The sequence below is a fragment of the Ollibium composti genome (assembly GCF_004801285.1).
In the GTDB taxonomy this organism is placed as follows: Bacteria; Pseudomonadota; Alphaproteobacteria; order Rhizobiales; family Rhizobiaceae; genus Mesorhizobium; species Mesorhizobium composti.
Map to the genome: position 1 here is coordinate 116,510 of NZ_SSNY01000010.1, position 14,369 is coordinate 130,878.

Here is a 14,369-nt window from a genome sequence, read left to right on the forward strand (position 1 = left end):
CCCGATGCGTCTCATCTCACGCTTCGGCCGCTTCGGCGGCTTCAGCGTCGGCGGCCTCGGCCTGGGCTTCCTCCTCGGAAATCCAGCCGGCCTTGAGGCGAGCCGCCAACACCATCTGCTCGGCCTCGGCCCTGGAGACGCCATGGTCGGCGAGCACACCCGGATAAACCTTGGTCTCGCCGTCCTTGCGTTCCTTCCAGCCGACGAGGTCGTCGGCGGCGTAGCCGGCGAAGTCCTCGATGGTCTTCACGCCGTCCTCGCCGAGCGCCACCATCATGGCGGTGGTGACGCCGGGAATCTCGCGCAGCTCGTCCTTGACGCCGAGCTTCTTGCGGGCGGCATCCTGCTCGGCCTCGATCTTCTCCAGATATTCGCGGGCGCGCGTCTGGATCTCGGTCGCGGTGTCCTCGTCGAAGCCGTCGATGGAAGAGATTTCATCCGGCTCGACATAGGCAACTTCCTCGACCGAGGTGAAGCCCTCGGAAGCCAGCACCTGGCCGACCATCTCGTCGACGTCGAGCGCTTCCATGAACAGGTTCGAACGCTCGGTGAACTCCTTCTGGCGGCGCTCGCTTTCTTCCTGCTCGGTCAGGATGTCGATGTCCCAGCCGGTGAGCTGGGACGCCAGACGCACGTTCTGGCCGCGACGGCCGATGGCGAGCGACAGCTGGTCGTCAGGCACGACGACCTCGATGCGCTCGGCATCCTCGTCGAGCACCACCTTGGCGACCTCGGCCGGCTGCAGCGCGTTGACGATGAAGGAGGCGGCGTTCGGCGACCACGGAATGATGTCGATCTTCTCGCCCTGCAACTCGCCGACCACGGCCTGCACGCGCGAACCGCGCATGCCGACGCAGGCGCCGACCGGATCGATCGACGAATCGCGGGAGATGACGGCGATCTTGGCGCGCGAGCCCGGATCGCGGGCCACCGACTTGATCTCGATGATGCCGTCGTAGATTTCCGGCACTTCCATGGTGAAGAGCTTGGCCATGAACTGCGGATGGGTGCGCGACAGGAAAATCTGCGGGCCGCGCTGCTCGCGGCGCACGTCGTAGACATAGGCGCGCACGCGGTCGCCATACTTGTAGTTCTCGCGCGGGATCAGCTCGTCGCGGCGGATGATCGCCTCGCCGCGGCCGAGATCGACGATGACGTTGCCGTATTCGACGCGCTTGACCGTGCCGTTGACGATCTCGCCGATGCGGTCCTTGTATTCGTCATACTGGCGGTCGCGCTCGGCCTCGCGCACCTTCTGGACGATGACCTGCTTGGCCGACTGGGCGGCGATGCGGCCGAAATCCATCGGCGGCAGCTGCTCGGCGATGAAGTCGCCGATCTGGGCGTCGGGATTGCGCTCGCGCGCCGACGACAGCGCGATCTGGGTGGCGTAGTCCTCGACCGTCTCGACCACTTCCATCAGCCGCTGCAGCTTCATCTCGCCCGTGTTGGGGTTGATGTCGGCGCGGATGTTGGTTTCCTGGCCATAGCGCGAGCGCGCCGCCTTCTGGATCGCGTCGGCCATGGCGGCAATGACGATTCCCTTGTCGATCGACTTTTCCCGCGCGACGGCGTCGGCGATCTGCAAAAGTTCGAGCCTGTTGGCACTGACAGCCATTTCTTTCTCCCTGACAAGGCCGCCTTTCGCGGGCGGCCGCTCAATCAGCTTTCAATTTCGGTTTCGTCGGCCGCTTCGGCGCTTTCGACCATCTCGCCGCGATGCTTCTTCGCTTCCTTGCGGGCGCGGTTGTCCTTCGACAGCGCGTCGCGGATCAGGTCGTCGGTGAGGATCAGCCTCGCCTCGGCTATGGCGTCGTAAGGAACGCTGACGCGCGGTTCCTCGCCGTAAGCGGCTTCGCGTTCGATCACCACCGCATCCTCGCCGGCCTCGGCGATGCGCCCCTTGAAGCGCTTGCGCTCGGCAACCAGCGTCGCGGTTTCCATCTTCACCAGATGACCGGCCCAGGTCGAGAAATCCGACTTGCGCACCAACGGACGGTCGATGCCCGGCGACGACACTTCGAGGTGATAAGCCTTCTCGATGGGATCGTCGACATCGAGCGCCGGGGACACGGCGCGGCTGACCTCTTCGCAATCCTCGACGGTCATGGTGCCGTCGTTGCGCTCGGCCATGATCTGGAGGGTCAGGCCGTTCTGGCCGGACAGGCGCACGCGCACGAGGCGGAAGCCCATGCCGCGCAGCACCGGCTCGACGATCATGGCGATGCGCGCATCGATGCCGCTCTCGCGGATGATGCGGTCGTCGCCGTCGGTCACGCTCTCTGCCATCGGTTCCAGTCGGTCGCCTTTCGGGCGGCCGGTAACAAAAAAGAGCGGGACCGGGTGGACCCACTCTTCGTCATACCGACCAAGAATTTGATGCCGATATAGACGATCCATGCCGGCGTTTCAAGTCCGAAAGGCCGGCGGGCAAGCCACGCGCCGGGCGCAAGACGGCCATGCGCCAGGCGCCCTACCCGCACGGCGGGGCAACTCCTATCTATGGTGCAATGCAGCACAGATGGTGCAGCACTGCGTACGAAAGGAATTGTCATGAGCAAGCGCAGCACTTTTGCAACGATTGCGGACGCGATCAACGTCCTCGGCAGCGCCGTGGCAGCCGCCTATGCGGCCGAAGCCGGCCATCGTCCGAAGGCGCGCGACCTGACCAATCTCGGCATCGAGCCGAAGGCGTTCAGGGATATCCGCCGCTACTATTGAGCCTTACCGCTCGAACACCAGATTGGTGGCGGCGGCGCCGAGCTCGGTCAGCGCGGCGTTGATGTCGGCGACCATCTTGTCCGGTCCGCAGACATAGAAATGCTGACCGAAGTCGCCGGCATGGTCTCGCAGGAAGGCCTTGTCGACCGGGCCGGCGGGAAACGTCTTGCCGTCGCCGCGCGTCACCACGAACAGATGCTCGAGGCCGGGCATTTTCTCCCATAGATCGCGCAGGATGATGTCGTCTTCCGTGCGGTTGGTGAAGATCAGCCGATGGCCTGCGACCGCCTTCCTGTCGGCAAGGTCGCGCAGGATGGCGATGAAGGGCGTGATACCGGCGCCGCCGGCAATGAAGGTGCCCTTGCCCTTGTATTCGATCGTGCCCCACGGATCGTCGATCAGCAGCGCATCGCCCGGCCCGAGCGTTGCCAGCCGATTGGTGACACCGTCGTGGTCCGTATAGGTCTTGATGGTGAATTCCAGGTCCGGCCACTGGCTGAGGCCGGTGAAGGTGAAGGGCCGCTTTTCCTCGCGCCAGCCGTCCTGGTCGATCGAGACCTCGGTCGCCTGTCCGGGAACGAAGGCGTAGCCGTCCGGTCGTTCGAACCGGAACCGGCGCACATTGTGCGTGACATTCTCGGCTTCGAGGATTTTGACCCGGTGCGCCATAACACTTCTCCCTGCCCGTATCGTCTTGAGCCTGCATCGTCTTGGATGCCGGCAAGCCTATCAGGTTCCCGCGCGGTTGCGCTATCGGTTCAACGGCGCAGAAAGGTCAGATAGGCGGGCTTGCGGCCTTCGCGGACGGCCTTGGCCTCGTAGCGCGTGCCCGGCCAGCCGGGATAGGGCTCGTGCCAGTCGCGCGAAGAGACCGCCTGCCAGTCGAAGGCGCCGTGGGCGCGGCAGGCAAGCAGGGTCCAGTTGACGTAACTGCCGATATCGGAGGCGAAGCAGAAGCGGCCGCCCGGCTTCAGCACGCGGGCGAAGCGGTCGAGATTGGCCTTGCCGACGAAACGCCGTTTCCAGTGCCGCTTCTTCGGCCAGGGGTCGGGATAGAGCAGGTCGATGCCGTCGAGCGAGGCCGGCGGCAGCCAGTCGAGCAGGCGGGTGGCGTCGTCGTCATAGACGCGCAGGTTCGCCAGCGGCTCCCGCTCCACCGCCGTCATCAGCTTGGCCATGCCGTTGACGAAGGGCTCGACGCCGATGAAGCCGGTGGAAGGCGCCGCCTTCGCCTCATGCAGCAGATGCTCGCCGCCGCCGAAGCCGATTTCCAGACGCACAGACGAAACCGGAGCCGCAAACAAGGCCGCGAGTGCGGCAGGTGCCGCCTTCGCAAGGTCTATGCCGTAGCGGGACAGGCCGGCGGCAAGGGCCGCCGCCTGATGCGGGCGGATCGCCTTGCCATGGCGCCGTCCGAAAAAGGCCTCGCTGGAGCGGCTCGGCCGCCGTTCCTCGGCCGGGAGTTCCGGAGCCGTCATGGCGGTCAGGCGGCCAGCGCCCGTTCCTTCGAGACGGCGTCCTTGAGCGCCTTGACGAGGTCGGTCTTCTCCCACGAGAAGGAGCCGTCGCGGCCCGGCTTGCGGCCGAAATGGCCGTAGGCCGTGGTCTTGGCGTAGATCGGCTTGTTCAGGTCCAGATGCCGGCGGATGCCCGACGGCGACAGGTCCATCACCGCGCGCAGCGCCTTCTCCAGCACGGCTTCGTCCACGGCGCCGGTGCCATGCAGGTCGACATAGACCGACAGCGGCTGGGCAACGCCGATGGCGTAGGAGAGCTGGATGGTGCAGCGCTCGGCAAGCTTGGCCGCCACCACGTTCTTGGCCAGATAGCGCGCCGCGTAAGCCGCCGAGCGGTCCACCTTGGTGGTGTCCTTGCCGGAGAAGGCGCCGCCGCCATGCGGGGCCGCCCCGCCATAGGTGTCGACGATGATCTTGCGGCCGGTCAGGCCGGCGTCGCCGTCGGGACCGCCGATGACGAACTTGCCGGTCGGGTTGATGTACCAGTTGCAGTCGGCGGCGATCTTCAGATCGCCCAGCGCCTCGCGGATATAGGGCTCGACGACCTTGCGCACCTTCTTCGAATCCCAGCTCGCATCGAGATGCTGGGTCGACAGCACGATCTGCGTGACCTCGGCGGCCTCGCCGTTCTCGTAGCGCACCGTCACCTGGCTCTTGGCGTCGGGGCCGAGCCTGCCGGCGTCCCCTTGCCCTTCGTGGCGGGCGGCGGCCAGGAGTTCGAGGATCTTGTGGCTGTAGTAGATCGGCGCCGGCATCAGGTCCGGCGTCTCGCGGCAGGCATAGCCGAACATGATGCCCTGGTCGCCCGCGCCTTCCTCGCCCTGGCGGTCGGCGGCGTTGTCGACGCCCTGGCCGATGTCAGGCGACTGGCCGTGCAGCAGAACGTCGATCCGGGCCTTCTTCCAGTGGAAGCCGCCCTGCTCGTAGCCGATGTCGCGGATCGCCTTGCGCGCCGCCGACTTGAACTTCGCCGGGTTGACGGCGGGGTGTCCGGCCGCGTCCATCATCACGTTGCCGGCCTTGTCCTTCTTGAGCAGGCTGTGCGGCACGCGCACCTCGCCGGCGATCACAACGCGATTGGTCGTCGCCAGCGTCTCGCAGGCGACGCGCACCTTCCAAGGATCGGAAACCGCGACGTCGGCATAGCGTTTGGCGTCCTCGGGCTTTACTTTACGCGTCTCGCGATAGACCAGATCGACGATCTCGTCGGAAATGCGGTCGCAGACCTTGTCGGGATGACCCTCGGAAACCGATTCCGAGGTGAAGAGATAATTCTGCCGCGTCACGGGTGTCCCCACTGGAAAATGGCCGGCACACCGCCAGCCTGGCGCCGATCCTGTTAGCGGGCCGCCCGACCGTCCGTCAAGACAGCCACGGGGATCAGTCTGCCAATCCAGAGGCCGCCAGGAGAACAAAAATCCGGAGCAGCGACGTGCCCCGGCGCATTGCAGGCAACAGGCAAACGTCAGTCGGTTTCGTCGTCGGAAAGAGACTTCACCAGATCGACGATACGCCGGCGCACTTTCGCATCGGTGATGCGAAAGAACGCGCGGTTGAGTTGCAGCCCTTCCGGCGTCGAACAGAACTCCACGGCAAAGGAAGTGGGCGTGTCCTCGGCAAAGCCGGCGCCGGCCGCTTCCTGCCCCGGCGCATCCTCGAAGAAGAAGGAAACGGGTACGCCCAGGATGGAGGCGATCGCCTGCAACCGGCTGGCGCCGACCCTGTTGGTGCCCTTCTCGTATTTCTGGATCTGCTGGAAGGTGATGCCGAGGCTTTCGCCCAGCTTCTCCTGGCTCATCCCCAGCATATTGCGGCGAAGCCTGATGCGGCTGCCGACATGAGTATCGACCGGATTCGGCTTCTTCTTATTTTCTTCTACCATTTTTCCTCGCCGTTGTCCGGCTCCTTGTTCTTGCATGCCCGAGCGGAACCGGCCGTCACTCCAACCAGCGCGACCGGCCCTCCGTGAAATCAGGCGTTCCACTATGAAGTTCTAATATATCACATGTCAATTCGCCGGTAGCCTTCGCCTTACGCTGAGAAGGCCTGCGGCCAGGGCGAACAGAATCATGACGACGAACCCGTTAACGCGGCGTTGCGCAGCCGAAAGCGTCTCCTGTCGGTAAATTGGCACCCGCACATCCATCGCCCCCCGCGCATTGATGGCCAGCGCATCGATCGTCCTGCCGCGTGGATCGACGACAGCCGAGATACCGTTGTTGGCCGCCCTGAGCAGCGGCAAACCATTTTCGACGGCGCGAAGCTGCGCCTGCCGAAAATGCTGGTACGGACCGGGCGTGTCCCCAAACCACGCATCGTTCGTAACGTTTACAATAAGCTCACTTGACGCTGCGTCAACCGAAACGAGATCGGGAAAGATCACTTCGTAGCAAATGAAGGGCAGCGCGCGGGCGCCGCCGGGCACGGCGATGGCATGGCGCTCGTTGCCGGCCGAGAAATTCATCGGCCCGGCCACCATCTGCTCGACGCCCAGGCGTTTCAGCAGGCCGTCGAAAGGTAAGTATTCACCGAAGGGCACCAGATGGACCTTGTCGACGGCATCGGCGATCTCGCCGCGATCGTCGATGGCCACCACTGAGTTGTAGTAGCGGCTGTCGGCGCCCTGCCCGGCGGCTTCTTCCTCGCGCACGGCGCCAGCGATCAGCATCTGGCCCTCGGCCAGCATGTCGCCGATCGCCGTCAGCGCGTCAGGACGCTCGGTGAACAGGAACGGCACCGAGGTTTCCGGCCACAGGATAAGCTGCGGCTTTTGATGGCCGGCCTCCGGCTCTTTCGACGACAGGGCGAGCATGGTCGCAAAGATGCGGTCGCGGACCGAGGCGTCCCATTTTTCGGCGAGATCGACGGAGGGCTGGACGATGCGGACGTCCAGCGTCTTGACGTTGGCAGGCTGCGGAGCGGTAAGCCGCACGTAACCAAAGCCGACATGGGCCGCCACGAGCAGCACAGCCACAGCGAAACCGAAACGCAGATGACGGCGTCCGGCCAGCAGCGCCGGGACGGCGAAAACGAAGACGGCAAGCGCATTCATGCCGTTCATGCCGACGACGGCGTCGCTCTGCATGAGCAGCGGCACCGGCATCGCCGCATAGCCGATGGCGTTCCATGGGAAGCCGGTGAACAGGAAGCCGCGCAGCCACTCGGCGAGCGCGAAGCCGAAGGCAAAGGCTGCGATACGGCCGATGTTGCTGCTCCAGATCGACCGCGCCACGGCCGTCGCCAAGCCGTAGAAGAAGGCGAGAATCAGGGGAATGCCGACCACGGCGAGCGGCAGCGCCCAGGCAAATTCGTCGGCCTCGACCAGAAGCGCGCCGCCAATCCACCACAGGCCGGCGAGGAAGTAACCGAAGCCGAACCACCAACCAACGGCGAAGGCTGGCCTCAACCGTCTCAGCACGCCGCCCGAGCTTTCAAGCGTGGTTCCGTCGAGCAGCCAGACGAGGACGGGAAAGGCGATGAAGCCGGCGGCGAAGAAATCGTACGGCGCCTGCGTCAGCACGGCCAGCGCGCCGGCGAGGAAGGCGACGAGCGCCCGCCGCCACCCCCACAGGAGGATGACGCGGCCGGCCACGCGCTCGAAAAACCGGCGGTCCGATGCGGCGGCGCCATCCGAGGGACCGGCGCGCAACCCGGATTGGCCGGCGCTCATGAGAGGAAACCGATGCAAACAGGTGCGATCATGGCCCAGCCCGCCGAATCATGCGGTGAAGTTCTAGCAGGCCGGAAGGACGGCTCCAAACGAACGCGGCACGTCCCTGCCGATGTTTTCGCCCCGGCGGGACCGAACCCGAATGTCGGCCGGCCTTGACGTTTCCCGCAGACCGGCGTTGCGTCAGCACACGCTGACCAACAGCCCTCAAGCCGGCCCGGCTATCACGCCTGCTCGGCACGGGCGACGCGGCGGCGGCGGTCGCCCTTGGCGGTTTCCACGATGCGCACGCGCTTGACGCGGCGCGGGTCAGCGTCCAGCACATGGAATTCGAAACCGGGAATGGCCTGCACCACTTCGCCGCGCGCCGGCACGCGGCCCAGCGTGTTGAAGATCATGCCGCCGATGGTGTCGACCGACTCGCCGTGCTCGCCGGCGGCGAAGCCGTCGCCGATCATGGTGGCGACGTCGTCGATCTCGGCCTTGCCGTCGACCAGGAAGACGCCGTCACCGGTCTTGGTCACCAGCGGCTCGTCCTCGTCGTGCTCGTCCTCGATGTCGCCGACGACCATCTCAACGATGTCCTCCAGCGAGGCCAGCCCGTCGGTACCGCCGTATTCGTCGATGACCAGGGCCATCTGGGTGCGGCCGGCCTGCATGCGCGCCATCAGGTCCGACGCCAGCATCGAGGGCGGCACGAACAGCACCGGGCGGATCAGGTCGAGATCGCCGATGGGGCGCGTCAGGTCGACTTCCGACAGGGCAAGGGCTGCCGCCGGCTGCGCCTTCTTACGGCCTCGACCGTTCTTCGGGCGGGCGGCGCGGGTGATGTGGCCGAGCACGTCGCGGATGTGGATCATGCCGCGCGGGTCGTCCAGCGTCTCGACATAGACGGGCATGCGCGAATGGCCGGACTGTTCGAACAGGCCGAGCAGTTCGCCCAGCGTGGTGCCGATCTCGACGCCCTCGATATCGGCGCGCGGCACCATGACGTCCTCGACGCGCACCTCGCGCAACCTGAGGATGTTGTTGAGCATGGCGCGTTCGCCGGGCGAGAAGGCGCCCGGCTCGCTGGTCGTCTCGGCCAGCGCATCGGCGATCTCTTCGCGCAGCGACGTGCCGTTGCGATGGCGGAACAGGCCCAGCATCCGGTCGAAAAGCGACGGTCCGGCGGGCGCCTGCTCAATGGCCGCGGTGCCGGTCGCGGTACTGGGACTGGAGGGGTCTTCCTGCTTCTCGGAAGGCTTTGCCGCGCCACCAGCCTCGGCGTGGGCGGCTTCTTGCTTGTCGTTCATCGTCGTCCGGTCGGTTTCTCGATCTAGTTACGCATAGGGATCGGGAATGGCAAGCCTTGCGAGCGCCCTGCGCTCGATCGCCTCCATCTCCTCGGCCTCGGCGTCCGTCTCATGGTGATGGCCCAGAAGATGCAGCAGGCCGTGGATCACCAGATGGGTAATATGGTTGTCCAGCGGCTTGCCTTCCAGTGCAGCCTCGCTCGCCACCGTCTCGGCCGCCAACACGATATCGCCCAGCAGCGGCGGCAGCGGGCCCGTCTTCGTCTCCGGGAAGGCGGGAAAGGAAAGCACGTTGGTCGCCTTGTCCTTACCACGCCAGCCGGCGTTGAGTTCGCGGATGCGGGCATCGTCGGTGAAGATCACGCCGAGTTCGGATTCGCCTGTACGGGATGCACCAAGCGCCGCGAAGGCACCGGCCACAGCACGCTCGACCAGTATGGTGAGAGTGGCTTCGTCCGGCCAGTCGCCGGCCTCGACGGTGAGGTCGATATCTATCGGAGGCGCGGGATCAGCGGGCATGGCGGCCTGCGATGCACGAGGCCTGTGCAAAGTGTCCTGAAGGCACCGGGAAAACGCCTATCCTCACCCTTCCGCGCCCAGCCCGCGCGCGACCTTGCCGTCGCGATCGTAGGCCTTGACGATCTCGGCCACCAGCGGATGGCGCACCACGTCGGTGTCGGTGAAACGCACGGTAACGACGCCCGGCACGCCGTCCAGCACGCGCAGCGCCTCGACAAGGCCGGAGCGGGTGTTCGGCGGCAGGTCGATCTGGGTCGGATCGCCGGTGACGATCATGCGCGATCCTTCGCCGAGCCGCGTCAGGAACATCTTCATCTGCATTGGCGTGGTGTTCTGCGCCTCGTCGAGGATAACGGCGGCGTGCGCCAGCGTGCGGCCGCGCATGAAGGCGAGCGGCGCGATCTCGATGACGCCGGCGGTAATCGCCCGCTCCACCTTGTCGCCCGGCATCATGTCATAAAGCGCGTCGTAAAGCGGGCGAAGGTAGGGATCGACCTTTTCCTTCATGTCGCCGGGCAGGAAGCCCAGCCGCTCGCCGGCCTCGACGGCCGGGCGCGACAGGATGATGCGCTCGACCATGCCGCGCTCCAGCATCATGGCCGCGTGCGCCACGGCCAGATAGGTCTTGCCGGTGCCGGCCGGGCCGATGCCGAAAACCAGCTCCGACCGCTCCAGCGCGCGCATATAGGCGTCCTGGTTGAGCGAGCGGGCGTAGATGGTCTTCTTGCGGGTGGAAATCTGCGCCGCAGAGACCTTGCCCTTGCGCTCCAGCGTCGGCAGCGTGAGCTGGTCGTCGGCGGCCACCGCCATGCGGATAGCGCCGTCGACGTCCGACTGGCTGATGTCGGCGCCCTTCTGGAGAATGGCATAGAGACTGTCGAGGGCCTGCCGCGCCTGCTCGGCCGCCGTGGGCGAGCCCTTGATGGTGAGCTGGTTGCCGCGTGAACGGATGTCGACGCCGAGCTTCTGCTCGAGCCGGGCCAAGTTCTCGTCGAACTGGCCGTAGAGCGCGCTGGCGAGCTTGTTGTTGTCGAAGGTAAGGACGATGTGCGCCATGTCGGACGCCCCGGAAGGCGTCAAGGGTGCGAGTGGGGGAACTGCCTTCAGGTCGGCTGCGGTCAACCGTCTCTCCTTGTCCGCCGGCGCTCAGGCCGGCACGGCATGCAGGCTATTGTAGCCCGCTTCCGTGATTCGCACCTCGATAATGTCGCCGATTCCACCGGCCTTTTCATCAACAATCACCGGCTGCAGCCAGGGCGAGCGGCCGACCCGCTGGCCCGCCTGACGGCCGGGCTTTTCGATCAGGGTCGGCATCGTCCTGCCGACCATGGAAACGGTGAAAGCCTGCTGCTGTTCCACCAGCAGCGTTTGAAGGCGCTGAAGGCGTTCGTCCTTCACCTGCTCCGCCACATGGCCGTCCATCTCGGCGCCGGGCGTGCCGGGGCGGGGCGAATATTTGAACGAGAAGGCTGAGGCGTAGCCCACTTCGCGCACGATCTTCATCGTGTCCTCGAAATCGGCATCGGTTTCGCCCGGAAAGCCGACAATGAAATCGCCCGACAAGGCAATATCCGGCCTTGCCGCGCGGATGCGCTCGATCAGCTTCAGATATTCGCCGGCCTTGTGCCTGCGGTTCATCGCCTTCAGGATGCGGTCCGAGCCCGCCTGCACCGGCAGATGGAGATAGGGCATCAGCGTTTCAAGGTCGCGATGGGCGGCGATCAGTTCGTCGTCCATGTCGCGCGGATGGCTGGTGGTGTAGCGCAGCCGGGCGATGCCGGGGATTTCGGCCAGCCGGAACAGAAGCCGGCCCAAGCCCCAGTCATTGCCGTCCGGCCCTTCGCCATGCCAGGCATTGACGTTCTGGCCGAGCAGGGTGATCTCGCGCACGCCGGCTTCGGCCAGCCGCTCGGCCTCGGCGACGATCTGCGCCACCGGCCGCGACACTTCCGAGCCGCGCGTATAGGGCACCACGCAGAAGGTGCAGAACTTGTCGCACCCCTCCTGCACGGTCAGAAACGCGGTAACGCCGCGCTTGATGACCTCGGCCTTCTTCGGCGCCGGCAGGTGCTCGAACTTGTCCTCCACCGCATAGTCCGTCTCGACCACGCGGTTACCGCCGCGCACGCGCGCCAGCACGTCCGGCAGGCGGTGATAGGTCTGCGGACCGATGACCAGATCGACGGCCGGCGCGCGGCGGATGATCTCGCCGCCTTCGGCCTGCGCCACGCAGCCGGCGACGCCGATCAGCAATTCGCTGCCGGCGGCTGCGCGTTCGGCCTTGAGGTCGCGGATGCGGCCGAGTTCGGAATAGATCTTCTCGGCCGCCTTCTCGCGGATATGGCAGGTGTTGAGCAGGACGAGGTCGGCGTCCTCCATGCTCTGCGTCTCGGCATAGCCGTCCGCCGCCAGCGCATCGGTCATGCGCTGGGAATCGTAGACGTTCATCTGGCAGCCATAGGTCTTGACGAAGACCTTTTTGGCCCGCTGTCCGCCATCCGTCGCGGCGCAATCCGAAGCCTGTTCCGTGGTCAATGCATCCATGGGCGGGCTTCTATCGCGTTTTGGCGGTCAAGAACAACCGATTCCAGCAGTCAGCCCGCCTCGGTCCCATGCAGCGCCGCCTGCATCATCGCCTTCACACGGGCCTCGACCAGCCGCGTCGCTTCCTTGCGGTTCGATCCGGCCGAAAACATCACCGGTTCGCCGAAGCGGACCTCGACGTCGACGGCGCCCAGTTTCAACAGGCCGGCGACATGCGGCACGAGGTCCTGGTCGCCGATCCAGGACAGCGTCATGCGCCCGGCGCGGCCGAGCGGGATGCCATGGCGGCGTACATAGGCGATCGCCACCGGCTGGATGGCAACTTCCTGCACCCCTTCGTGCGCCGTCGCCCCCTTGCCGATTGCCAGCGTGGCGGCGCCGAACAGCGTGCTCTTGAACGGCAGCATCCTGTTGCCGTCGCCGGTCGTGCCTTCGGCGAATAGCACCATTGCATCGCCCGCCTTCAGCCGCTCGCCGATCTCGCTCGCCTGGTCGACGGAGCTGTGACGCCGCTCGCGGTCGACGAAAACGGTGCGTTGCAGCGTCGACAGCCAGCCCATCAGCGGCCAGCCCTGCATCTGCGCCTTGGCGATGAAGGACACGTCGGCAATGGAGCCGAGGACGCCGATGTCCGTCCACGAGACGTGGTTGGCGACGATCAGCAGCGGGCGCTTCCGCGATAGGCTGCCCTCGACATGCACGCGAAACCCCAGCGCCCACAGGATCGCCTTGTGCCACAGGCGCGGCACGAATGAGGGATTGCCCCATCCGGTTTTCAGCACCGTGAGCTGCGAAACCGCCACCGCTGTCGTGACAGCCGCGACGAAAAGCAGGATCAGGCCGTTTCGGATTTTCGCGATCATCGTCCCCTTGCGCTCTGCCGGCGCATGTGCCGGATTTGCCGGCTAGCGGAGATCGCGGCGCATGACAAGCGCCCCGGTCGGACCGCGTTCGGGCGAGCGATAGTAATCGGGCCGCTTGCCGACCTCGCGGAAGCCGAGCCGGCGATAGAGCGCGATGGCCGGTGCGTTCGTCTCGTCCACTTCGAGAAACAAGGCTTCGGCACGGTCGCCGTGCAGTTGCCGCAGCACCGCGTCCATCAACTGCCAGCCGATGCCGTGCCGGCGATGGCTGCGGGCGACCGCCACGGTGAGGATTTCGCCCTCGCCGGCCGCCAGTCGCGCCAGCACGAAACCGACGATGCCGGCGCGGGGATTTCCCACCTCTTTCGCCGCGAAGCCAAATACGGTGTCCTGTTCCAGCAGCGCGGCGAACTCGCCGCCCGTCCACGGACGGACGAAATCCTCGCGGTGGAGGATCGACACGGCATCGCTATCTTCAGGGGTCAGCGGCTCCAGCACATAATCCTTCGGGCGCTGCGGCAGGAAGGGAATGCGCATCAGCGCGCCCTCGGCAGCACGAACCCGGCCTGCGGCTTGGCGTCGGCGTCGCGCAGGTAAAGCGGCTTCGGCTTCTCGCCCGGCTTTTTTTCGGCGGCGAGGCTGGCGTAGACGGCGATATCCGCGGTGGCGCCGAGCGGCCCGAAGTCGAAAGACCCGCCGGCCGCTTCCGCGATCCGCTCCCCCGCGTTGCCGGCAAGCACCGTCCCCTCAGTCACCATCGCAACGGCCTCCTCCAGCGTGGTCACGGCCGGACCGTAGCGCAGAACAGCCAATTCATCGTAAAGGGCGGCGTGGATTTCGCCACGCCCGCCGTCGAGGGCGGCGAAGATCGGCCGGCTCGGAAAGGACTGCCGCGCCTCGGCAGCCAGCGCTTCCAGCGTGGTGACGCCGATGGCCGGGATTTTCAGCGCCAGCGCCAGCCCGCGCGCGGTAGCAACGCCGACGCGCAGGCCGGTGAAGGACCCGGGACCGACGGAGACGGCAATGCCGCCGAGATCGGCATAGGACTTGCCGGCCTGACCCAGCGCACCCTCGATTACCCCCATCAGGTGCTCGGCATGGCCCTTGCCGAGATCGAGCACTGTTCTGCCCAGTTCCTTGCCGGCCCCAGCGTCATAGACGCAGGCCGCGCACAGATTGGCGGAACAGTCGATGGCGAGGAGAACTCTCATCTAGTCATTGTCCCCGCCCTCCGCTACGG

15 protein-coding genes are annotated in these 14,369 nt (G+C 66.0%); 1 reads left to right on the forward strand and 14 read right to left on the reverse strand.

The genetic code is table 11. The annotated features are described in order from the left end of the window. Nucleotides 1-16 precede the first annotated feature (16 nt). Together nusA and rimP are read right to left on the reverse strand one after the other, a co-directional pair. Nucleotides 17-1,618 carry a transcription termination factor NusA gene (gene nusA, locus E6C48_RS16935; protein ID WP_136359351.1) on the reverse strand — a complete coding sequence of 534 codons (1,602 nt, stop codon included), beginning with the start codon at nt 1,616-1,618 and terminating at the stop codon, nt 17-19. Between the two features lie 44 nt (nt 1,619-1,662). Further along, nucleotides 1,663-2,289, reverse strand: coding sequence for a ribosome maturation factor RimP (gene rimP, locus E6C48_RS16940; RefSeq protein ID WP_136359352.1), 627 nt, complete (start codon nt 2,287-2,289; stop codon nt 1,663-1,665). Nucleotides 2,290-2,553: 264 nt separating this feature from the next. Between rimP and E6C48_RS22600 the strand changes: the two genes are divergently transcribed. Continuing rightward, nucleotides 2,554-2,721, forward strand: a complete 168-nt coding sequence (locus E6C48_RS22600; RefSeq protein WP_168734563.1) for a hypothetical protein — start codon at nt 2,554-2,556, stop codon at nt 2,719-2,721. A 3-nt stretch (nt 2,722-2,724) separates the two neighbouring features. Here E6C48_RS22600 and E6C48_RS16945 read toward each other — a convergent pair whose 3' ends face one another. From E6C48_RS16945 to tsaB, 12 genes are all read right to left on the reverse strand, one after another. Further along, the gene (locus tag E6C48_RS16945; RefSeq protein ID WP_136359353.1) at nt 2,725-3,390 is read right to left on the reverse strand and encodes an FAD-binding oxidoreductase; all 666 of its coding nucleotides are present in this window, start codon (nt 3,388-3,390) and stop codon (nt 2,725-2,727) included. A gap of 89 nt (nt 3,391-3,479) precedes the next feature. Next, the gene (trmB, locus tag E6C48_RS16950) at nt 3,480-4,199 is read right to left on the reverse strand and encodes a tRNA (guanine(46)-N(7))-methyltransferase TrmB (protein WP_136359354.1); all 720 of its coding nucleotides are present in this window, start codon (nt 4,197-4,199) and stop codon (nt 3,480-3,482) included. Between the two features lie 5 nt (nt 4,200-4,204). Then, the gene (gene metK, locus E6C48_RS16955; protein WP_136359355.1) at nt 4,205-5,524 is read right to left on the reverse strand and encodes a methionine adenosyltransferase; all 1,320 of its coding nucleotides are present in this window, start codon (nt 5,522-5,524) and stop codon (nt 4,205-4,207) included. 179 nt (nt 5,525-5,703) lie between these two features. Beyond that, nucleotides 5,704-6,120 (reverse strand): helix-turn-helix domain-containing protein, encoded by a 417-nt coding sequence (locus tag E6C48_RS16960; protein ID WP_136359437.1) that lies wholly within the window; start codon nt 6,118-6,120, stop codon nt 5,704-5,706. A 126-nt stretch (nt 6,121-6,246) separates the two neighbouring features. Beyond that, complete coding sequence (gene lnt, locus E6C48_RS16965; protein ID WP_136359356.1) at nt 6,247-7,908, reverse strand: apolipoprotein N-acyltransferase; 1,662 nt, start codon at nt 7,906-7,908, stop codon at nt 6,247-6,249. A gap of 224 nt (nt 7,909-8,132) precedes the next feature. Continuing rightward, nucleotides 8,133-9,203, reverse strand: a complete 1,071-nt coding sequence (locus tag E6C48_RS16970) for a hemolysin family protein (protein ID WP_136359357.1) — start codon at nt 9,201-9,203, stop codon at nt 8,133-8,135. A 27-nt stretch (nt 9,204-9,230) separates the two neighbouring features. Then, nucleotides 9,231-9,722 (reverse strand): rRNA maturation RNase YbeY, encoded by a 492-nt coding sequence (ybeY, locus tag E6C48_RS16975; protein ID WP_136359358.1) that lies wholly within the window; start codon nt 9,720-9,722, stop codon nt 9,231-9,233. 63 nt (nt 9,723-9,785) lie between these two features. After that, entirely contained in the window at nt 9,786-10,778 is a 993-nt protein-coding gene (locus E6C48_RS16980) for a PhoH family protein (RefSeq protein WP_407941011.1), read from the reverse strand. A 90-nt stretch (nt 10,779-10,868) separates the two neighbouring features. Then, nucleotides 10,869-12,266, reverse strand: coding sequence for a tRNA (N6-isopentenyl adenosine(37)-C2)-methylthiotransferase MiaB (gene miaB / locus E6C48_RS16985; RefSeq protein WP_136359360.1), 1,398 nt, complete (start codon nt 12,264-12,266; stop codon nt 10,869-10,871). Between the two features lie 50 nt (nt 12,267-12,316). Further along, on the reverse strand, nt 12,317-13,129 hold the full coding sequence (locus E6C48_RS16990; protein ID WP_136359361.1) for a lysophospholipid acyltransferase family protein: 813 nt from the start codon (nt 13,127-13,129) through the stop codon (nt 12,317-12,319). 42 nt (nt 13,130-13,171) lie between these two features. Further along, nucleotides 13,172-13,666, reverse strand: coding sequence for a ribosomal protein S18-alanine N-acetyltransferase (gene rimI, locus E6C48_RS16995; protein WP_136359362.1), 495 nt, complete (start codon nt 13,664-13,666; stop codon nt 13,172-13,174). Further along, nucleotides 13,666-14,340 (reverse strand): tRNA (adenosine(37)-N6)-threonylcarbamoyltransferase complex dimerization subunit type 1 TsaB, encoded by a 675-nt coding sequence (gene tsaB / locus E6C48_RS17000; protein ID WP_136359363.1) that lies wholly within the window; start codon nt 14,338-14,340, stop codon nt 13,666-13,668. Before tsaB ends, rimI begins: the two co-directional genes overlap by 1 nt. Nucleotides 14,341-14,369: the final 29 nt, after the last annotated feature.

Coding starts and splice junctions, on each gene's coding strand:
- nusA (WP_136359351.1), bottom strand. CDS start 1,618: ATGGCTGTCAGTGCCAACAGGCTCGAACTTTTGCAGATCGCCGACGCC.
- rimP (WP_136359352.1), bottom strand. CDS start 2,289: ATGGCAGAGAGCGTGACCGACGGCGACGACCGCATCATCCGCGAGAGC.
- E6C48_RS22600 (WP_168734563.1), top strand. CDS start 2,554: ATGAGCAAGCGCAGCACTTTTGCAACGATTGCGGACGCGATCAACGTC.
- E6C48_RS16945 (WP_136359353.1), bottom strand. CDS start 3,390: ATGGCGCACCGGGTCAAAATCCTCGAAGCCGAGAATGTCACGCACAAT.
- trmB (WP_136359354.1), bottom strand. CDS start 4,199: ATGACGGCTCCGGAACTCCCGGCCGAGGAACGGCGGCCGAGCCGCTCC.
- E6C48_RS16960 (WP_136359437.1), bottom strand. CDS start 6,120: ATGGTAGAAGAAAATAAGAAGAAGCCGAATCCGGTCGATACTCATGTC.
- lnt (WP_136359356.1), bottom strand. CDS start 7,908: ATGAGCGCCGGCCAATCCGGGTTGCGCGCCGGTCCCTCGGATGGCGCC.
- E6C48_RS16970 (WP_136359357.1), bottom strand. CDS start 9,203: ATGAACGACAAGCAAGAAGCCGCCCACGCCGAGGCTGGTGGCGCGGCA.
- ybeY (WP_136359358.1), bottom strand. CDS start 9,722: ATGCCCGCTGATCCCGCGCCTCCGATAGATATCGACCTCACCGTCGAG.
- E6C48_RS16980 (WP_407941011.1), bottom strand. CDS start 10,778: ATGGCGCACATCGTCCTTACCTTCGACAACAACAAGCTCGCCAGCGCG.
- miaB (WP_136359360.1), bottom strand. CDS start 12,266: ATGGATGCATTGACCACGGAACAGGCTTCGGATTGCGCCGCGACGGAT.
- E6C48_RS16990 (WP_136359361.1), bottom strand. CDS start 13,129: ATGATCGCGAAAATCCGAAACGGCCTGATCCTGCTTTTCGTCGCGGCT.
- rimI (WP_136359362.1), bottom strand. CDS start 13,666: ATGCGCATTCCCTTCCTGCCGCAGCGCCCGAAGGATTATGTGCTGGAG.
- tsaB (WP_136359363.1), bottom strand. CDS start 14,340: ATGAGAGTTCTCCTCGCCATCGACTGTTCCGCCAATCTGTGCGCGGCC.